Origin of the sequence: Pseudomonas sp. HS6, from assembly GCF_023375815.1 — a bacterium.
GTDB lineage: Bacteria > Pseudomonadota > Gammaproteobacteria > Pseudomonadales > Pseudomonadaceae > Aquipseudomonas.
In genome coordinates this window covers 2,752,907-2,772,503 of the sequence record NZ_CP067412.1, presented here as the reverse complement: position 1 = coordinate 2,772,503, position 19,597 = coordinate 2,752,907, and the positions used below count along the sequence as shown (strand labels likewise).

Genomic DNA, 19,597 nt, shown 5'->3' with positions numbered 1-19,597 from the left:
ACCATGGTTAACGTTTTTCGCCGCCGCCAGACCTTCGCCGCTCTGTTGTTCGCAGGGCTGCTGGGCTTGTCGTTTTCTTCATTGATGCCAAGCAGCGCGCAGGCTGCCGAGCCGGATCCGGCGCTGGGCACCGTGACTGACTTGCAGGGCCGCACGGTCAAGGTACATTTGCCGGTGCGCCGGGTCATTCTGGGTGAAGGTCGCCAGTTGTATCTGGTGGCCGCGTTGGATACGCAAAACCCCATCGAACGCATCGTCGGCTGGCGCAAGGATTTGATCCAGTCCGACCCGGACACCTATAACGCCTACCTGCGCAAATTCCCCGACATCGCGAAAATCCCGACCTTCGGCGGTTTCGAGAGCGGAACCTTCGACATCGAGCAGGCGATCTCGCAGAAGCCTGACGTGATCATCCTCAACATCGAAGCGCAGCACGCGACCGAGGATGCGCGCTACATCGAGAAACTCGACGCTTTGGGCATCCCGGTGGTGTACGTCGACTTTCGCAACAACCCGATGCAGAACACCGAGCCAACCATGCGACTGTTCGGCAAGTTGTTCGGCAAGGAACAACGCGCCGAGGCCTTCATCGATTTTCGTAACCAGCAGATCCACCGCGTCACCGACGTGATCGAGAAGCGCCACCCTGCCCGCCCCAGCGTGTTCATTGAACGCATCGGCGGCTACACCGACGATTGCTGCCTGAGTTTCGGCAACGAGAACTTCGGCCTGTTCGTCGACATGGCCGGCGGCAATAACATCGCCCGCCGGATCATTCCGAGCACCTTCGGGCAACTGAACCCAGAGCAAGTGATCGTCGCCAATCCCGACCATGTCGTGGTCACCAGCGCCGACTGGGAAGCCTTTGCGCCGGGCGGCCATTGGGTCGGCGTCGGCCCGGGCGCGGACTTGGCCGAAGCCCGGCGCAAACTGGCCTGGTACACCCAGCGCCCGGCCTACGCCGGCATCAAGGCGCAGAACACTCAGGCGTTTCATGCGATCTGGCACCAGTTCTACAACAGCCCTTACCAATTCGTGGCCATTCAGCAATTGGCGAAATGGTTCCACCCGGAACTGTTCGCCGATCTTGATCCGGATACCGCGTTTCGCGAGTTGCATGAGCGGTTTCTGCCAGTACCTTACGAACCGGGCTATTTCGTCAGCCTGCAAAAAACCGAGGCCAAACCATGAGTTCGCTGGGCGAAGCACCGATCGTGCAGAGCGTCACCTACCGTCGGCTGGTGCTGCGTAAACGGCTGATCTTGCTCGGGCTGAGCGTGTTGCTGATCTTCAGCGTGCTGCTCGATCTGGCCCTCGGCCCGGCGCAATACAGCCTTGGTGAAGTACTCAAAGCGTTGTTCTCACCGGACACCGCTTCGGCACAAGTCCGGGTGGTGATGTGGGACATCCGTCTGCCGGTGGCGCTGATGGCGGTCGCTGTCGGCGCGGCGCTGTCGCTGGCCGGTGCGCAGATGCAGACCATCCTCAACAACCCGCTCGCCAGTCCCTTCACCCTCGGCATTTCTGCGGCGGCCGGTTTCGGTGCGGCGCTGGGGCTGGCCTTTGGCGTGGCGCTGTTTCCACTGGCGGCGCAATACATAGTGCCGCTCAACGCGTTCATCATGGCGATGCTCTCGGCGCTGCTGATTCACTTCATGAGCATGCGTCGCGGGGTGACGGCCGAGACCATCGTGCTGCTCGGCATCGCGCTGGTGTTTACCTTCAATGCGCTGCTGGCGCTGGTGCAGTTCTTCGCCACCGAGCAAGCCGTGGCGGCCGTGGTGTTCTGGACCATGGGCAGCCTGACCAAAGCCACGTGGCCAAAACTCGGGGTGGTCTGCGTGGTGATCCTCATCACCCTGCCGATCTTCGCCAAACGCGCTTGGGCAATGACAGCCCTGCGACTGGGTGATGACAAGGCCGCCAGTTTTGGTATCAACGTGCGCAGCCTGCGCTTTCAGACGCTGATCATGGTCAGCCTGCTCGCGTCGTTTCCGGTGGCGTTCGTCGGCACGATCGGTTTTATCGGGCTGGTCGGGCCGCACATTGCGCGGATGCTGATCGGCGAGGATCAGCGGTTTTTCCTGCCGGCCTCGTTGCTGACCGGTGCGCTGATCCTGTCCGCCAGTTCGGTGGTCAGCAAGACGCTGATCCCGGGGGCGATTTTCCCCATCGGCGTGGTCACGTCACTGATCGGCGTGCCGTTCTTCATTTCTCTGATTCTCAACGGAAAGAAAAACTCATGGTGAAGATCCGGCTCGACAACCTCGGCGCCCGCTACGGGCAGCGCGAGATCATTTCCGGTGTCAGCACCGCGACGTTTACCGGCGGCCAGGTCGTGGCGGTGGTCGGGCCCAATGCGGCGGGCAAATCGACGTTGTTCAAACGCATGGCCGGGCTGATCGACGGCCCGGGCGAAGTGATTCTCGAAGGTTCGAAGAAAGGTACCCAAGGCATCAGCTATATGCCCCAGGGCCTGAACGCCAGCGCCCGGTTGACGGTGTATGAATCGGTGCTGCTGGCGCGAAAGCAACTGACGCCCAACTGGTCGGTTCACGACGATGAGTTGCAACTGGTGGACGAGATTCTGGAAGCGCTCGGGATCACCGAACTGTCGTTCCGCAACCTCGGTGAACTGAGCGGCGGTCAGCAACAGTTGGTGTCAATCGCCCAAACTTTGGTGCGCGAGCCGGAAATCCTGCTGATGGACGAACCCACCAGCGCACTCGACATGCACCGGCAGGTTCAGGTGTTGAACTTCATGAAAGCCCTGGCGCGCCGCCGTGAAGTGATCGTGTTCATCGCCATCCACGACTTGAACCAGGCGCTGCGATTTGCCGATCAGGTGCTGGTCATCGCTGGTGGCACGGCCCATGGCAGCGGGCCGAGCCATGAGGTCATCACCGAGCCGATGCTGCGCACGGTCTACAAGGTCGAGGCACGGATCGAGCAATGCAGTCGCGGGCAGCACCATATTCTGATCGACGATATTGTTTGAGGGTTACCCCGTCAGAGCGCAAAGGCAGGGATGCCGAAGCTGTTGGGTGACGGGTAAAAACTTCAGGCAAGCGAAAGCGGTCTTGGTACGCCATTGCTGGATGGCTGAACACTCTCCCGATCGCCGGCCCGGCTCAAATGTCCAGCTCTCGTGTCGCCTCTTTATCGGGTGGCAACACAATAAAATCCCGCCATGCCATCAAGGCTTTTTCAAAGGCTTCCAGACTTAGAAATTCACAATAATCGTCTTCCATCAGGAAATAGATCTTTACGGAGTCCTTTGAAAACTCTGATCCCCAATCTTCACGACCCCAGCTATCGAATTCGACCTTTGACTCCTTCACCGATTTGATCCGCGCCAGACCCACGTCTATCCACTCCAGCGAATGTATATGCCCGCAGCCCCCATCATCGGTCAGGATGCAAGACAAAGGGCTCGCACCATCGTCCTTCATGACGCTTGAACTACAGTGCGGAAACAAGTCGTCGAACGCTTCTTCCCAGGAGAATCGCAATTTCATTTTTTGGTTCCATGCACCAGAGATTACTGATCGATAGGGTTTGACACTCAAGCACCAGCCTCAAAGCAAACTCCACGACACCCCGACATACATCGCCATGCCCTCGCCCGGCGTTGAGCGTGCGGCATCCAGTCCTTTATCGTCATAGCCCGGCGTAACGGTAGCGGCGTAGTGCTTGTCGGTCAGGTTGCGCATGTCCAGCCAGGTCTGCCAGTCGCCTTTGGGTGCGTTGTAACCGAGGGTCGCGCCGAAGGTAGCGTAGGGATCGGCGTAGTAGCTGTTGGCGTAATCCACCGCCACTTTCGATACCAGTTGCGTGTTGACGGCGGCGAAGAAGCCCTGCGGGAAGTCGTAGCGCAGTTCGCCCTGGTAGTAATGCATCGGCAGGCCGGGCAAGCGGTTGTCGCCGAAGCGATCGTCGTCGCGGTAGTGGAAATCGCTGAAGGTATAGGCCTGGCGCAAGCTCAACTTGCCGCCATCGTTCGCTGACCACAGGTTGCTGTTGAGGCTGGCTTCAATACCTTGGTGCACGGTCGGGCTGGCATTGAGTTCATAAGGCGTGGTGGCGTTGGCGTCCGGCAATACCGAGAGCAATTCGTGGCGCACCTGGGCGTAATACCAGGCCAGGCTCCATTCGCCGAGTGAGCTGTCGCCACGGCCGCCGAGTTCCAGGGTGGTTGCGGTCTGGTTTTGCAGTTTAATGGGGTCGCGCTGGGTGCCGGTGGCGGCGCCGCTGCCGGCCGGGAAGCGAATGTTCGAGCTGTAGATCAGCGACCACGGATGCGGCGCTTCGACCGAGCGGCTGAGGTTAGCGAACAGTTGCAGGTCCGGCGTCACCTGATAACGCAGACCCAGACGTGGCGCGTAATCCCAGTCGCCGAGGCTGGTCTTGCCGCCGCCTTCCGGATAGGTCACGGCACTTTCGCGGCGGGTGTAGATCGCGGCGAGGCCGGTGGTCAGCCACAGGTCGTCGGCGATCTCCAGGTCATTGCCAAAGTGCAGAACGGTGTCCGAGCCTTGATAAGTGAAGTCGCGCATGTGCGTGCCCGGCGCGTAACCGGCGGTGTTGCCGGTGGGAATCCGCACCAGCTCGCTGGCCCCATCGTTGGGCAGGTGTTTGGTCACCCGCAGGCCCACGGTGCTGTTGCTCTCCATCCCCCAGAGGGTGTCGCGGCGCTTGTAGTCGAATGTGCCGCTGACATCGGTGTACGCGACCTTCAAACGGTTCGGACCTTCGCGCAGGTCCATCGGGTAATCGTGATAAACGAGACCGGTCTGGATGCTCGAATCGTCGTCGATGTAGTACGTGGTCTTGTTGCCGATGAAGGTGCTGCCGGGTTGATCGCGGCTGTCGTTGCGCGTCACGTAGGCCGGGTTGGCAGCACGCGGATCGTGTTCGATGGAGTGCTTGGTCACCCGTCCGGCGAGGTCGTTGTCGGTCTCGCGGTGGCGGATGTAGAAGCGGGTTTCCAGATTCGGATTGAAGCGATAGCCGAAGTTGGCAATCACACCCTGGCTCTTGCTCGCGGTGTGATCCTGATAACCGTCGGAGTGCGCATCGGTCATCGACAGGTAGTAATCGAAGTCGCCGAGCACCTGCCCCGAGCTGACTTGCCGCTGGGCATAGCCGTGGCTGCCCATGACGTAACGCACATTCAACAGAGGCGCGTCGTAGCCGGTGTGGCTGACGTAATCGACCGCCCCACCGAGGGCCAGCGCGCCGCGGTCGAAACCGTTGGCACCGCGCAGCACTTCAACATGATCGAGCCACAGTGGTTCCAGCAACTCATAAGGCGTACCGCCGGGGCCGGTCAGCGGCAGACCGTCGAGCATCGTGTACAGCCCCGACGCGTGAGCGCCAGGCGCCCGATTGATGCCCGAACCACGAATCGAGATTTTCACCCCTTCGTTGCCCGCCGACTGGGCATACACCCCCGGTTGATAGGCGAGTACATCCTGATTGCTTGCCACCCTCCCCTGCATCGGGCGGCGCATATCGACCACGTTGGTGCCGCCGGGCACCTGTGCCAACCGGGCCTTGGCCTCCTCCAGCGAAAGGTCTTCACCGTTCTGGTCCTCAGCCCCGATCAACACCTGCCCCAACTCCATGCCCTGAGAATCGGCTTCGACCGGACAAGCAAGGGCCAGCCCCAGCAATGCAGCGGGCAGTGTTTTGAGCGAGGGCATCGAGGGAACTCCAGACAGACAGTAACGGGCAGTGAGAACTGCGACGTATGAATGAACGAAGTAAACACATGGCGATTTTGTTTTTTGTCAGGTAAACAGGCGGCTGAAATTCTGGATTTTGATTAAACAAAGGAGATGCAGGGATGGCCGAAGCCGTATTGAAGTCGAAGATGGCCAATTTTCTGGTGACCGACGCCGAAGTGAACTACGAGGATGTGGGCGAGTTCTACGAAGTCGTCGGCAGCGGCAATGTCGGCGTGCTGGCCGGCGTGCTTGAAGGGTTCAGAAATCATTACGGTGGGTTGTGGGTGGGCGGCAAAGTGACCGTGACCCAGAACGCTGTTCACTTGAATGCCAATGCCATGAATCGCATGGCTCAGGACGGGACACTGGACGTCGAAGTGCCGATGACATCGATTCGCAAGGTCGTCGTTGAAGGCGGTTTCGTGACGAAAGTCGTTCGTCTGGACACCGACACGTACAGCGTTAAGTTTCGCTGCTACGGTGCCAAGGACGTTGCCTCGTTGATCGCCAAGCAGGCCCTTTCGCAGTCGTTGAAACGCGCGCGGTAACCCTGTCCTAAAGCCACCAGCGCCACTGATCTTCAATGTGGCGACTGGATCCCCTCGTCAATTCTTGCACTTGGACACCACCACCTGACAGGTACTGGGCGTGCCGCCGGAGCGGCCGGCGTAGCGCATGCAGTTGTTCATGGATTTTTTCTGTGCCTGGCCCAGGGTCGATCCCCAGGCCAGGCCACCCTCGCCCATCGTCGGCACCGCTTTGGCATAGCAGCGATCACCGGTGGTCGCGTAGTGAGCCTTGCTCGAACAGGACGCCGTCAACGTCAGCAGGATCGCGAACAGGCCATACGAGCATCGGCGTACCCAGGTTTCGCTCATCTCGTTTCACCTGCAGCAAGGGGAGTTGATGTGTTCAGTCTAGCCGCCATGACCCGGGAGCCGCTCATTGTTCCGTCGCCTGTCGATACTGACGCGGCGTGAATCCGGTCGAGGCCTTGAACTGGCGGGTGAAAGCACTGTGATCGGTATAGCCACATTGCAGTGCAACCTCGGTGATCGGCATGTCGGTGTGCAACAAGCGATGGGCATGCTCCAGCCGTACTTTCTGGATCATCTGCCGTGGCGTCAGGTGGAACACGCGTTTGCAGTAACGCTCCAGCTGCGCCACCGAGATACCGGCGATCCGGGTCAGTTCACCCAGCGTCACCCGGCGATTGAAATGCGCGCGGATGTGTTCGTCGACAGCGGCCAGTCGCTCGAAGGCCGGGTGAGTTTCGCTGGCTGATTGCAGATCCACCGAAATCCCTGCCAGGCCAATGATCGCGCCGTCGCGGCTGTACAGCGGTCGTTTATGCGTCAGGCACCAGCCCGGTTCGCGACTGCCGTAGAGGTGCAACTCCAGCTGATCCTCCAGCACCCACCCTTCTTCCAGCACCCGACGATCCTGCTCGGTGTAGCCCGGCCCCAGTTGCGCCGGGAATACCTGCGCACTGGTTTTACCGAGCAACGGTTTCAGGTCTTTCAACCCGCAGCGTTGCACCAGCGTGCGGTTGGCCATGACGTACCGCGCTTCGACATCCTTGATGAAAATCGCCGCGTTCGGAATCACATCCAGCATCGGCAACAGCGCCGCCACGCCGGCCAGCAGCGCTTCGAGGGTTTCGGGGCGATGACGTTCATCGCCCTGACACAGGATCGCAAACGCGCTCTGCATCGTCAGTTTTTCCTTCGCGGGTGGATCGGCCAACGACCTGCCGTGTGGCGTTCGCTTGCAGATTGCAACAACGTCCCCTGCCTGTCGAGGGCTGCCATCGCTCAGCGCAATTGTGCTGATTTCGTCATCCAGACCTGCGCAAAACATCAATCGCCCGACGCCTGATGAGTTCACTGTTTAGCCGTTCCAGTGACTTCACACCTGCCTATCCAATAACTCACAAGAAGGCGATGCCATGTCAGGCCAAGGCAAGTTCAAAAAACAACTTTCACTGATCGACCTCACCTTTATCGGGCTCGGGGCGATCTTCGGTTCGGGCTGGTTGTTCGCGGCCAGTCACGTCTCCGCGATTGCCGGGCCGGCGGGGATTTTCTCCTGGCTGCTGGGCGGTTTCGCCGTGTTGCTGCTGGGCATCGTCTACTGCGAACTGGGCGCGGCGTTGCCCCGGGCCGGCGGTGTGGTGCGTTATCCGGTCTACAGCCACGGCCCGCTGCTGGGTTATCTGATGGGTTTTATCACGCTGATCGCGTTTTCCAGCCTGGTGGCGATCGAAGTGGTTGCCTCTCGCCAATATGCGGCGGCGTGGTTTCCCGGCCTGACCAAAACCGGCAGTGGTGATCCGACGTTGCTGGGCTGGCTGGTGCAGTTCGGCCTGCTCTGCGTGTTCTTCCTGCTCAACTACCGCAGCGTGAAAACCTTCGCCAAGGCCAACAACCTGGTCAGCGTATTCAAGTTCATCGTGCCGCTGCTGGTGATCGGTGTGCTGTTCACCTTCTTCAAACCCGAGAACTTCCAGGTTCAAGGCTTCGCCCCCTTCGGGCTCTCGGGCATCGAGATGGCTGTTTCCGCCGGCGGCGTCATCTTCGCCTACCTCGGCCTCACCCCGATTATCTCGGTGGCCAGCGAAGTGAAAAATCCCCAGCGCACCATTCCGATCGCGCTGATCCTGTCGGTGCTGCTGTCCACCGCAATCTACGTGTTGCTGCAAACGGCGTTCCTCGGCGGCATTCCTACCGAACTGCTCGCCAATGGCTGGGCCGGAGTTTCCAAGGAATTCGCCCTGCCGTATCGCGACATCGCCTTGGCACTTGGCGTGGGCTGGCTGGCTTATCTGGTGGTCGCGGACGCGGTGATCTCGCCAAGCGGTTGCGGCAACATCTACATGAACGCCACACCTCGGGTGATCTACGGCTGGGCACAGACCGGCACCTTCTTCAAGGTCTTCACCCGCATCGATGAGAAGTCCGGCATCCCGCGCCCGGCGCTGTGGCTGACCTTCGCCCTGTCGGTGTTCTGGACTCTGCCGTTCCCGTCCTGGGAAGCGCTGATCAACGTGGTGTCTGCCGCACTGGTGTTGAGCTACGCCGTGGCGCCGGTGACCGTCGCCGCACTGCGTCGCAATGCGCCCGACATGCCGCGCCCGTTCCGGGTCAAGTGCATGGGTGTGCTGGGGCCGGTGTCGTTCATCATCGCGGCGCTGATCGTCTATTGGTCGGGTTGGGACACCGTGTCCTGGCTGCTCGGCCTGCAAATCCTGATGTTTGTCGTGTACCTGCTGTGTGGTCGTTTCGTGCCGACCCAACATCTGAGCCTTGCCCATCAAGTGCGCTCATCTGCGTGGCTGATCGCGTTCTATGCCGTGACCATCGTCCTGTCGAAACTCGGCACCTTCGGTGGTCTGGGCATCCTCGCCCACCCTTTCGACACACTGGTCGTCGCCGCTTTCGCCACCGGCATTTATTACTGGGGCGCCGCCACTGGCGTACCGGCGCATCTGCTGCGCCTGGAGTCCGAAGAGGATGAAAGCGAAGTCACTTCGACGTCCCCGGCCTCCGCTGCCAACCCGCGCGCTGCCGGCGCTTATTGAAATCTCTTGAAGGGACACGATCATGAAACGAGTACACGTCATTGATTCGCACACCGGCGGCGAACCCACGCGTCTGGTGATGAAAGGCTTCCCCGATCTGTCCGGCAACACCATGGCCGAAAAGCGTGATGCCCTGCGCAATCAGCACGACCGCTGGCGCCGAGCTTGTCTGCTAGAGCCGCGCGGCAACGATGTACTGGTCGGCGCGCTGTATTGCGAGCCGGTGTCGGCGGACGCCACCTGCGGCGTGATCTTCTTCAACAACGCCGGCTATCTGGGCATGTGCGGCCACGGCACCATCGGCCTCATCGCCTCCTTGCAGCACCTGGGGCTGATCGCGCCGGGCGTGCACAAGATCGACACGCCGGTCGGCCCGGTCAGCGCGACGTTGCATGAGGACGGCGCCGTGACCCTCGGCAACGTGCCGGCTTATCGATTGCGCAAACAAGTGGCGGTTGAGGTGCCGGGATACGGCCGCTTCCTCGGTGATATCGCCTATGGCGGCAACTGGTTTTTCCTGGTTTCCGAACACGGCCAGACGCTGACGATGGACAACGTCGAAACCCTGACCGACTTCACCTGGAAAATGCTCAAGGCCCTCGAAGACCAAGGCATTCATGGCGACGACGGCGCGGTCATCGACCACGTCGAACTGTTCGCCGATGACGACCACGCCGACAGCCGCAACTTCGTCATGTGTCCCGGCAAAGCCTACGACCGCTCCCCTTGCGGCACCGGCACCAGCGCCAAACTCGCGTGCCTGGCCGCCGACGAAAAACTTGCGTCTGGCGAGCGCTGGGTGCAGGCCAGCATCACCGGCAGCCAGTTCAAAGGTCGCTTCGAATGGGAAGGTGAACGCGTGCGCCCGTTCATCACCGGCCGCGCCTACATGACCGCCGACAGCACGCTGCTGATCGACGAAACAGATCCGTTCGCGTGGGGCATCTGAGCCGCCGCGCTGCTTTTCCAAACCTATCTGAATGACCGTTCCAAGGAGAACAATAATGAGCGACAACATCTTCACCGGCTGCATGCCCGCCTTGATGACCCCGTGCACCGCCGCACGCAAACCGGACTTCGACGCCTTGGTGGCCAAGGGTCGCGAGTTGATCGATACCGGCATGAGCGCCGTGGTCTATTGCGGTTCCATGGGTGACTGGCCGCTGCTCACCGAGGCCGAGCGTCAGGAAGGCGTGGCGCGGCTGGTGGCTGCCGGTATTCCGACCATCGTCGGTACTGGCGCCATCAACACCCGTGAAGCGGTTTCCCATGCCGCCCATGCCGCAAAAGTCGGTGCTCAGGGCTTGATGGTGATTCCACGGGTACTGTCCCGTGGCGCTTCGCTCGCCGCGCAAAAGGCCCACTTTTCCGCGATTTTGCAGGCCGCGCCGAACTTGCCGTCGGTGATCTACAACAGCCCTTACTACGGCTTCGCGACCCGCGCCGACCTGTTCTTCGAACTGCGCCGCGAATATCCGAACCTGATCGGCTTCAAGGAATTCGGCGGTGCCGCCGACCTGCGTTACGCCGCCGAAAACATCACCTCCAAGGACGATGACGTAACGCTGATGGTCGGTGTCGACACTCAAGTCGTGCACGGTTTCGTCAACTGCAACGCCACCGGTGCGATCACCGGCATCGGCAACGCCCTGCCCCGCGAAGTGCTGCAACTGGTGGCGCTGAGCAAGCAAGCGGCCAAGGGCGATGCCAAGGCCCGGCGCCAGGCGCGGGAGCTGGAATCGGCGCTGGCGGTGCTGTCGTCCTTCGATGAAGGCGCGGATCTGGTGCTGTATTACAAACACCTGATGGTGCTCAACGGCGACAAGGAATACACCCTGCATTTCAACGAGACCGATGCCCTCAGCGACTCGCAACGTCGCTACGCGGAAGCCCAGTACACGCTGTTCCGTCACTGGTACGAAAACTGGTCGGCGGAACAGAACTTCGCCTGACCGGCTGCTCGCTTCAGCCCGCCGCCCACACCCGCGGCGGGCCTTCATTCTTCTCCAGGAACCTGCCATGTCTCTTACGGGCAAACTGCTGATCGGTCAGCAAACCATCGCGGGCGATCGCGACATCATCCAAGGGATCAACCCGGCCACCGATACACCGCTGGAACCCGCTTACGCCGGCGGCTCCGCCGAGCATGTCAAACAAGCCTGTGCTCTGGCCTGGGCTGCGTTCGACCGCTATCGCGAAACCGCGCCGGACGCACGCGCCGAATTTATCGAAACCATCGCCAACGAAATTGAAGCCCTCGGCGATGAGTTGATCGAACGCGCCATGGCCGAAACCGGCCTGCCGCGCCCTCGCCTGTTGGGCGAACGCGGGCGTACCTGCCAGCAATTGCGGCTGTTCGCTCGCACTGTACGAGCCGGTGAATGGCTGGATGTGCGCGTCGACAGCGCCCAACCACAGCGTCAGCCAATGCCACGCTCGGATCTGCGTCAGCGTCAGATAGCACTGGGACCGGTGGCGGTGTTCGGCGCGAGCAATTTTCCCCTCGCCTTCTCCGTCGCTGGCGGCGATACGGCTTCGGCATTGGCCGCCGGATGCCCGGTGATCGTCAAGGCCCACGGCGCCCACCCCGGCACCAGCGAACTGGTCGGCCGCGCAGTGGCTCGGGCCGTCAAGGCGTGCGGTCTGCCTGAGGGCGTGTTCTCGTTGCTGTACGGTTCCGGGCGCGAAGTCGGCATTGCGCTGGTCAGCGACCCACGCATCAAAGCGGTGGGTTTCACCGGTTCGCGCAGTGGCGGCCTCGCGCTGATCAAAGCGGCTCAGGCTCGCCCCGAACCGATTCCGGTGTATGCGGAAATGAGTTCGATCAACCCGGTGTTGCTGTTTCCCGCCGCGTTGCACAATCGCCCGCAAGCGCTGGCCGAAGGATTTGTCGCCTCGCTCACGCTGGGCGCCGGGCAGTTCTGCACCAATCCCGGCCTGGTGATCGCCCTCGAGGGGCCGGCGCTGGACACCTTCATTGGCGCCGCCGCCGAACTCATCCAGCGCAGCCCGGCCCAGACCATGCTCACGCCCGGCATCTTCAATGCCTACGAGTCCAGCGTGAATGCACTGGCGGAAAACCCGCGCGCACGCCTTGCAGTGGTCGGTCAGAGAGGAACCGGTCCGAACCAGGGTCAGGCCCATGTCTTTGTCGCCGATGCTGCGGATTTTCTTGCCGATCACGCGCTGCAAGCCGAAGCCTTTGGCGCGGCGTCGTTGGTCGTGCAATGCGCCAGCCACGATGAGCTCAGTCAGGTGCTCGAACAGCTGGAAGGTCAACTGACCGCCACCCTGCATCTCGATGACGAGGATCTGGATCAGGCCCGTTCATTGCTGCCGACGCTGGAACGCAAGGCCGGACGCTTGCTGGTCAACGGCTGGCCGACAGGTGTCGAAGTCTGCGATGCGATGGTGCATGGCGGGCCGTTCCCGGCCACGTCCGATCCGCGCACCACGTCGGTCGGCACGGCAGCGATCCTGCGTTTCCTGCGCCCGGTCTGCTATCAGGACTTCCCCGACGCCTTGCTGCCAGCCGCACTCAAACAGGCAAATCCACTGGCACTGCGACGCCTGCTCGATGGCCAGAGGGAAGCCTGAAACCATGCCGAACATCACCCATGACATCGCCGTGGTCGGCGCCGGCATCATCGGCGTTGCCTGCGCACTGCGTCTGGCGCGACAGGGTTTGCAGGTGGTCGTGATCGACCCGCAGGAGCCGGGCCACGGCGCATCGTTCGGCAACGCCGGGCACCTGGCGACCGAGCAAGTGTTTCCGATTGCCGATCTGTCGATCCTCAAACGCTTGCCGACCATGCTCATAGACCCGATGGGGCCGCTGCGCCTGGACTGGAAATACCTGCCCCACGCCATGCCCTGGTTCATTCGACTGTTGCTGAATCTGCGATCGGCGCCGTTCCAGCGCACGGTGGCGGGTCTGCGAGCGCTCAATGAAAGCTCGCTGGAGGCCTGGCACCGGTTGCTCGGTGACATCCAGCGCCCCGACCTGCTGAAAGTGGAAGGTTCGCTGCTGGTGTTCGAACGTCCCGACTCGCGCCCGGCCATTGACGCGTTGCAGGCACGCTTGCGTCAGCAGCAGGTCCCAGTCGATTTATGGCAGGCAGCTGCGGTGCGTGACAGCGCACCGCAACTGAGCGAACACCTTCAGGGCGGGTTGTTTTTCCCGAGCACCGGGCACTTCATCGATCCGTACCGGGTGGTGTGTGAACTGGTCAGCGCCGCGAAGGCCAGCGGCGTGCAGTTTGTGAAGCAACGGGTCGAGGGCGGGCAACTGGATGCACAGGGCGTTTCGCTCAATACCGGAACCGGCAACATGAGTGCCCGTCGGGTATTGATCGCCTGCGGTGCCCACTCGGCAAAGCTGACGACAGCGCTGACCGGCAAGAAAGTGCCGCTGGACACCGAACGCGGTTATCACCTGATGCTGCCTCAGGAACACAACCGGCTGCCCTTCCCCGTCACATCACTGGAACGCAAGTTCATCATGACGCCGATGTCCGAAGGCTTGCGGCTGGCGGGCACCGTCGAGTTCGCCGGGCTTGAGGCGCCGCCGACCATGGCGCGCGCCTGGCAGTTGCATCGGTTGAGCAAGGGATTGTTCCGTAATGAGTTGAGTGCCGAGGCGGCCACACCGTGGATGGGCTTCAGGCCGTCGCTGCCGGACTCGCTGCCGATCATCGATCAGACAAACGACGGCAAGGTACTGCTCGCTTTTGGTCATCAGCATCTGGGGCTGACCCAGGCGGCGGTAACGGCGGAGATGATCGAGCGGATGGTTTCACCGCTGGCTGCGACTCGGAGTGTGGAACTGCCGAGTGTCGAGCCTTACAGGCTGGATCGTTTCTGAAAAAAAGAAAGGCCTGCTTTTGAGGGCAGGCCTTTCGATTTTTTGCAGTATTCGATCAACCCTGACGAGCCGTCAGCGCCGCGTAGCCATTCATCAAATTGCGGTAGTTCGGAATCCGCTGCGACAGCAGGTTGCCCAGCCCTTCAATGTCGTTGCGCCAGTCGCGGTGCAGCTCACAGGCCACCGAGAACCAGTTCATCATCTGAGCCCCGGCCTGGGTCATGCGGTTCCAGGCGGCTTGTTGCACGGTGGTGTTGAAGGTGCCGGAGGCATCGGTCACCACGAACACGTCAAACCCTTCCGCCAGCGCCGACAAGGTCGGGAACGCTACGCACACGTCGGTCACGACACCGGCAATGATGATCTGCTTGCGACCGGTGGCCTTGATGGCCTTGACGAAGTCTTCGTTGTCCCAGGCGTTGATCTGGCCCGGGCGGGCAATGTACGGCGCATCCGGGAACATTTCCTTGAGCTCCGGCACCAGCGGGCCGTTCGGACCTTGTTCGAAACTGGTGGTGAGGATGGTCGGCAACTCGAAGAATTTGGCCAGGTCGGCCAGTGCCAGCACGTTGTTCTTGAACTCGTTCGGCGAGAAGTCCTGAACCAGCGATATCAGACCGGTCTGGTGATCGACCAGCAGAACCACGGCGTCGTCTTTGTTCAGGCGGTTGTAGGTTGCAGTGCTCATGTTGAATCCCTTTTTAGTTGTGGAAGTTCGCTTGCGTTCAAGATGGGCACAGATTAATGACTCGCCTGAAAGTGATAAATCGCCTGCAAAGCGTTTAACCGTCAACTCAAACGAGACAATTCAGCCAAAGTAATGAGCAATGACAAGGCTGCTCCGAACTTCTTGCCGATCCTTGTCATAATATTCGCCAGCATTACGTTCAGAACGACATCCAAGGAAAAGTTGATGCTCGGACGCAACACGCAAGAGCCAACTGCAAACAAGGCGCAGCGCCCCGCCAGCAAGGCCGTGAAGGCCGGCACGACCTTTCGGCTGACCGTCAGCTTCATGCTGGTTGTGGTCGTCGCGTTTCTGGCGGTCGAGAGCTGGCGGACGTGGCGTGACTATCGGTCGGTCTTTGCATCCGCGCGCGATTCGGTGACCAACCTGGCCCGCGCCACCGCCCAACACGCCGAAGACACCATTCGCCAGGTCGATGTGGTCACCGCCGGGCTGGCCGAGCGCGTCGAAGGTGACGGTCTGCAGAACCTCGATGTCCCGCGCATTCACAAGCTGCTGGTGCAGCAATCGAAAATCATGCCGCAGCTGCACGGCCTGTTCATCTACGGCCCGGACGGCCACTGGATCGTGACCGACAAAGAGGTCACCCCGGACACGGCCAACAACGCCGACCGCGATTATTTCCAGTACCACCGCACTCATGAAGATCGACAAGTGCGCATCGGCCAGGTGGTCGAGAGCCGCTCGACCCATGACCTGATCATTCCCATCTCCCGCCGCTTGAACAACCCCGACGGCTCGTTCGCAGGCGTGCTGTTGGGGACGGTCAAGGTCAGTTATTTCGTCGATTATTACGGCGATTTCCGGATCGATGACAAAGGCGCGCTGGTACTGGCCATGCGTGACGGCACGATTCTGGTTCGCCGTCCTTTCATCGCCTCCGTGGTGGGCAAAAGCCTGGCGAACAGCGAGATCTTCAAGACTTACCTGCCCGCCTCCAACGAAGGCATCGCCCAGATCAGGGCCGTCGTCGATGACACCGAGCGCCTGTATGGCTATCGCGCCTTGACCACCTATCCGCTGGTGGTGGAAGCCGGCCTGTCGAAAGATTCCATCACCGCGCCGTGGCGTCGGGACTTGCTGAAAAACGGCTTCGTGCTGATTTTCCTGATTCTGGTCCTCGCCGGTTTCGGGCTGATCGTACTGAGCCAGTTGCGCCAGCGTATCGCGATGGAGCGGGAAATCCGTTCCGCGCACCAGGCCATGCGCGACATGGCTCTGACCGATAGCCTCACCGGCCTCGGCAATCGTCGGCGCCTGGACAACGCACTGGCGGACGAGATTCGCCTGGCCCGCCGACAGGGCTCGTCGCTGTCGTTGATCATGCTCGATGTCGACCACTTCAAACGCTACAACGACCGTTATGGCCACGCCGCCGGCGACGACTGCCTGAACGCCGTCGGACGCGCGATCCAGCAAGCGGTCAAACGCCCCGGCGACCTCGCCGTCCGCTATGGCGGCGAAGAGTTCACCGTGCTGCTGCCGAACACCGACAACGCCGGCGCCATTCAAGTCGCCGAAGACATCCTGCAAGCCATCCGCTCGCTGGAACTGGAACACACCGGACATCCCCTTGGTTACGTCACCGCCAGCGCGGGCATTGCGACCCGCCATCCGGTGGACGACGCGGTGACGCCGGCCATGCTGCTGAAATCGGCGGATACCTGCCTGTATCAGGCGAAGCGGTTGGGGCGTAATCGCTGGTGTTCGGCGGATGAGTCTGCGTGATAGAGGTAGCGGTCAGTCTTCGCGGTCAGATTTCGGAGCATTCGCGATTAGCGTCTTTGGTTCCAGATACGCGCTCATTCCCCACTTACCCATTTCGCGTCCCAGGCCCGAGTGTTTGAAACCACCAAAAGGGGCGCGCGGTTCATGGGCCAGAGTGTTGATAAGCACGCGTCCCGAATCGATCTGACGGGCGATATTTACACAGCGTTCGTGGCTCTTCCCGAGCACCAAAGCGCTCAGCCCATAATCCGTATCGTTGGCAATGCTGATTGCATCGGCGTCGTCCTCGTAGGGGATGATCGTCAGCACCGGGCCGAAGATTTCCTCCCGCGCGATACGCATCTGGTTGTTGGCGTCCGTAAAAACTGTGGGTTTGACGAACCATCCGGCGTGCAGGCCTGCCGGACGACCTTCGCCACCCGCCAGCAACCTCGCCCCCTCCTCCTGGCCGATTCGGATGTAGTGCTGTACCCGCTCCCATTGTTTCTGGCTGACCATCGGGCCGATATCGGTGTCGGCGTTGCGCGGATCGCCCGATTGAAACTGTGCGACGCCCTCCTTCGCAGCCTGCTCGAACTCTGCCAGCCGTGAGCGCGGTACCAGAATGCGCGTGCCCGCGATGCAGGCCTGGCCGCTGTTGAGAAATCCGGCGTGCAGTGCCAACGGCATGATCGCCTGGAAATCCGCGTCATCGAGTACCACGGTGGGCGATTTGCCGCCCAGTTCCAGGGTCACGCGCTTCAGGGTGTCGGCGCCGGTTCTGACCAGATGTTGACCGACAGCGGACGACCCGGTGAACGAAATCTTGGCAACGTCGGGATGGCGGGCGATTTCCTCGCCAACCACATCGCCCCGCCCGTTGACGATGTTGAAGACACCCGGTGGCAGCCCCGCTTCGTGCAACGCCCGGATCACGACCTGCGTCTGCAACGCGCTCATCTCGCTGGGTTTGATGACGGCGGTGCAGCCAGCCGCCAGTGCGGTGGCCAGCTTGTTGCAGATGAAGCCGGCATTGCTGTTCCACGGCGTGATCAGGCCAGTCACGCCCACGGGCGTCAGAATGACCTTGGCCATCCCGGCCTGCTCTTCGAAGTCGAACGCCTCCAGTGCCTCGATCGCTTGCGCAATCACATCCGCCGGATACGTCGCCATCCAGCGCCCGCGAACCGCAGGCGAGCCGTACTCCTCAAGGATGGCTTCCAGCAATTCTTCCTCTCTGGCCGCCACGGCCTTATGCATGCGCTGCAGGGCGGCGATGCGCTCCTCGCGCGAGGTACGAGACCAGGCCGGGAAGGCAGCCTTGGCGGCGGCGATGGCGCGCTGGGCGTCGAGTGCATCGCCCAGTCGCACCTGACCGATGACTTGCTCGGTGCTCGGGTTATGGAGGTCGAACCATTCCTGACCGTGTGGGAGGACGTACTCGCCGTTGATGTAGATGTGTTCAATGCGCTGCATGGCAATTCCTCGCTCAAAATGACTCGCTTGAAGCGAGCCTCGATGAAGCGAAGTCTAAGAAGGGTTGATTGTTCCGATAAGCTATCCTTTTGCTGATGAAGCATCCCTATTTTCAGGACAATCCATGCACAGAACAGGAATGACCGAGCTGGAAGTGGTTCTGGCCGTTGCCCGGCGCAACAGTTTTCGCGGCGCAGCACAGGAGCTGGGCATGTCCACCACGGCCGTGAGCAGCGCAGTGGCCGGCCTCGAAGCGCGCCTGAAGGTGCGCCTGTTCAATCGCTCCACACGCAGCGTTGCCCTCACCGACATTGGGCAGCGCTATGTGGAGCGCATCGCCCCGGCACTGGCGCAGATCAAGAGTGCCGGCGAAGAGGCCAGCGTCGGTCTCGACGAACCCAGCGGCACACTGCGCATCAACGCACCACACGGCGCGGCCTACCTGCTGCTGGAGCCGCTGCTGTATCAGTACGCTCGGCGCTATCCCGAGGTGCGCATCGACGTCGTCAGCGAGGCAAGCATGGTCGACATAGTCGCTGGGGGCTTCGACGCCGGGATTCGCCTGGCCGAGTCCGTACCACAAGACATGATTGCAGTGGCGCTGTCAGCCGACATCCGGATGCTCATGGTGGCAACGCCGGAGTACCTCGAACGCCATGGCGTGCCCGAGCACCCGCGGGATCTGCTGACCCACCAAAGCATCGGCATGCGCATGGCCCACGGTGGCCTCTATCACTGGGAATTGGAGCGCGACGGCGAGAAACTGCAGATGGATCTGCCGGCGCGCCTGGTATTCAACGAATTGCTGGCGATCAAACAGGCCGTGGTGCTGGGCCTGGGCATCGGTTTCATTTCCGAGTGGTTCATTCAGGAAGAACTGGCAAGCGGCGTGTTGGTGCCGGTGCTGATGCCGTGGTGTCCATCGTTTGGCGGATTGCGGCTTTATTACTCGGGCCATCGCTTCGTGCCGGCGCGATTGCGTGCGCTGATTGATCTGGTGCACGAGTTGCGGCCCAATCTGGTTTGATTCAGGCGATGAGTCGACACGGGGCAATGCCTGCCTCATTTAACGTAGAAACCGTATCTGGAATGCCTGATGGAAACTCGTCACCTGCGTCGTTTGCTCCAAGGACCCGCCCAGTGTGAATCCAATATCGAATCACTCATCCTCATACTTGAGGCCGCCGTCGAACTGGTGTCGATTCCGGATAACGACTTCTGCTGGTCGTCCTGGGCTGATGAGCTCGAAGCGAAAACGGAACTGCAAGCCCTGATTCACACCTTGAAGGCCGGCACTCTGCCGGAGCGATTGACGGTCGCCCTGCTGTTCGCACCGACCGGACCTTTGCAGGAACTCGGTATGAGCAGCGGATGGGCGGATACCTGTTTGAGGGTCGCCGATAAATTTGATGAAGTTGAAGCGTTGCTGTGGTGAGGCTGGCCAGAGGGTTTTCGGCTCGTGTGTCTCTTCTTTGCTAAATAAATCTGTCCCC

General features: G+C 61.2%; 18 protein-coding genes. 12 read left to right on the top strand and 6 right to left on the bottom strand.

The window, feature by feature from the left end:
• Positions 1 to 3: 3 nt before the first annotated feature.
• Genes JJN09_RS12540 through JJN09_RS12530 form a run of 3 tightly spaced genes read left to right on the top strand, consistent with a single transcriptional unit; the run spans position 4 to position 2,998 of the window.
• The gene (locus tag JJN09_RS12540) at positions 4 to 1,191 is read left to right on the top strand and encodes an ABC transporter substrate-binding protein (protein WP_249490415.1); all 1,188 of its coding nucleotides are present in this window, start codon (positions 4 to 6) and stop codon (positions 1,189 to 1,191) included.
• On the top strand, positions 1,188 to 2,249 hold the full coding sequence (locus JJN09_RS12535) for an iron ABC transporter permease (RefSeq protein ID WP_249490414.1): 1,062 nt from the start codon (positions 1,188 to 1,190) through the stop codon (positions 2,247 to 2,249). Before JJN09_RS12540 ends, JJN09_RS12535 begins: the two co-directional genes overlap by 4 nt.
• Positions 2,243 to 2,998 carry an ABC transporter ATP-binding protein gene (locus tag JJN09_RS12530; RefSeq protein ID WP_249490413.1) on the top strand — a complete coding sequence of 252 codons (756 nt, stop codon included), beginning with the start codon at positions 2,243 to 2,245 and terminating at the stop codon, positions 2,996 to 2,998. The genes JJN09_RS12535 and JJN09_RS12530 overlap by 7 nt, the downstream gene beginning before the upstream one ends.
• Before the next feature lie 133 nt (positions 2,999 to 3,131).
• Here JJN09_RS12530 and JJN09_RS12525 read toward each other — a convergent pair whose 3' ends face one another.
• Together JJN09_RS12525 and JJN09_RS12520 are read right to left on the bottom strand one after the other, a co-directional pair.
• The gene (locus tag JJN09_RS12525; protein WP_249490412.1) at positions 3,132 to 3,518 is read right to left on the bottom strand and encodes a hypothetical protein; all 387 of its coding nucleotides are present in this window, start codon (positions 3,516 to 3,518) and stop codon (positions 3,132 to 3,134) included.
• A 60-nt stretch (positions 3,519 to 3,578) separates the two neighbouring features.
• Complete coding sequence (locus JJN09_RS12520; RefSeq protein WP_249490411.1) at positions 3,579 to 5,705, bottom strand: TonB-dependent receptor; 2,127 nt, start codon at positions 5,703 to 5,705, stop codon at positions 3,579 to 3,581.
• A gap of 143 nt (positions 5,706 to 5,848) precedes the next feature.
• Between JJN09_RS12520 and JJN09_RS12515 the strand changes: the two genes are divergently transcribed.
• Entirely contained in the window at positions 5,849 to 6,277 is a 429-nt protein-coding gene (locus tag JJN09_RS12515; RefSeq protein ID WP_249490410.1) for a hypothetical protein, read from the top strand.
• Positions 6,278 to 6,334: 57 nt separating this feature from the next.
• On the opposite strand, the gene JJN09_RS12510 is transcribed toward JJN09_RS12515, so the two are convergent.
• Positions 6,335 to 6,607 (bottom strand): DUF4189 domain-containing protein, encoded by a 273-nt coding sequence (locus JJN09_RS12510; protein ID WP_249490409.1) that lies wholly within the window; start codon positions 6,605 to 6,607, stop codon positions 6,335 to 6,337.
• Between the two features lie 64 nt (positions 6,608 to 6,671).
• On the bottom strand, positions 6,672 to 7,442 hold the full coding sequence (locus JJN09_RS12505; RefSeq protein ID WP_249490408.1) for an AraC family transcriptional regulator: 771 nt from the start codon (positions 7,440 to 7,442) through the stop codon (positions 6,672 to 6,674).
• Between the two features lie 235 nt (positions 7,443 to 7,677).
• Here JJN09_RS12505 and JJN09_RS12500 point away from each other — a divergent pair, with 235 nt between their 5' ends.
• From JJN09_RS12500 to JJN09_RS12480, 5 genes are all read left to right on the top strand, one after another.
• Positions 7,678 to 9,309, top strand: coding sequence for an APC family permease (locus tag JJN09_RS12500; protein ID WP_249490407.1), 1,632 nt, complete (start codon positions 7,678 to 7,680; stop codon positions 9,307 to 9,309).
• A 22-nt stretch (positions 9,310 to 9,331) separates the two neighbouring features.
• Positions 9,332 to 10,258, top strand: a complete 927-nt coding sequence (locus JJN09_RS12495; protein WP_249490406.1) for a 4-hydroxyproline epimerase — start codon at positions 9,332 to 9,334, stop codon at positions 10,256 to 10,258.
• A 55-nt stretch (positions 10,259 to 10,313) separates the two neighbouring features.
• Positions 10,314 to 11,261, top strand: coding sequence for a dihydrodipicolinate synthase family protein (locus JJN09_RS12490; protein WP_249490405.1), 948 nt, complete (start codon positions 10,314 to 10,316; stop codon positions 11,259 to 11,261).
• Positions 11,262 to 11,328: 67 nt separating this feature from the next.
• Positions 11,329 to 12,906 (top strand): aldehyde dehydrogenase (NADP(+)), encoded by a 1,578-nt coding sequence (locus JJN09_RS12485; protein WP_249490404.1) that lies wholly within the window; start codon positions 11,329 to 11,331, stop codon positions 12,904 to 12,906.
• Positions 12,907 to 12,910: 4 nt separating this feature from the next.
• Complete coding sequence (locus tag JJN09_RS12480) at positions 12,911 to 14,173, top strand: FAD-binding oxidoreductase (protein WP_249490403.1); 1,263 nt, start codon at positions 12,911 to 12,913, stop codon at positions 14,171 to 14,173.
• Positions 14,174 to 14,228: 55 nt separating this feature from the next.
• Here JJN09_RS12480 and ycaC read toward each other — a convergent pair whose 3' ends face one another.
• Entirely contained in the window at positions 14,229 to 14,861 is a 633-nt protein-coding gene (gene ycaC, locus JJN09_RS12475) for an isochorismate family cysteine hydrolase YcaC (protein ID WP_085708478.1), read from the bottom strand.
• 225 nt (positions 14,862 to 15,086) lie between these two features.
• Here ycaC and JJN09_RS12470 point away from each other — a divergent pair, with 225 nt between their 5' ends.
• Positions 15,087 to 16,649 carry a sensor domain-containing diguanylate cyclase gene (locus tag JJN09_RS12470; RefSeq protein WP_249490402.1) on the top strand — a complete coding sequence of 521 codons (1,563 nt, stop codon included), beginning with the start codon at positions 15,087 to 15,089 and terminating at the stop codon, positions 16,647 to 16,649.
• A 12-nt stretch (positions 16,650 to 16,661) separates the two neighbouring features.
• Here the strand turns inward: JJN09_RS12470 and JJN09_RS12465 are convergent, their stop codons facing one another.
• Positions 16,662 to 18,104 carry an aldehyde dehydrogenase family protein gene (locus JJN09_RS12465; RefSeq protein WP_249490401.1) on the bottom strand — a complete coding sequence of 481 codons (1,443 nt, stop codon included), beginning with the start codon at positions 18,102 to 18,104 and terminating at the stop codon, positions 16,662 to 16,664.
• A gap of 124 nt (positions 18,105 to 18,228) precedes the next feature.
• Here JJN09_RS12465 and JJN09_RS12460 point away from each other — a divergent pair, with 124 nt between their 5' ends.
• Both JJN09_RS12460 and JJN09_RS12455 read left to right on the top strand, forming a co-directional pair.
• A complete protein-coding gene (locus JJN09_RS12460; protein WP_249490400.1) occupies positions 18,229 to 19,131 on the top strand; it encodes a LysR family transcriptional regulator in 903 nt (300 codons plus the stop codon).
• Positions 19,132 to 19,200: 69 nt separating this feature from the next.
• Positions 19,201 to 19,539 carry a hypothetical protein gene (locus tag JJN09_RS12455; RefSeq protein WP_249490399.1) on the top strand — a complete coding sequence of 113 codons (339 nt, stop codon included), beginning with the start codon at positions 19,201 to 19,203 and terminating at the stop codon, positions 19,537 to 19,539.
• Positions 19,540 to 19,597 lie beyond the last annotated feature (58 nt).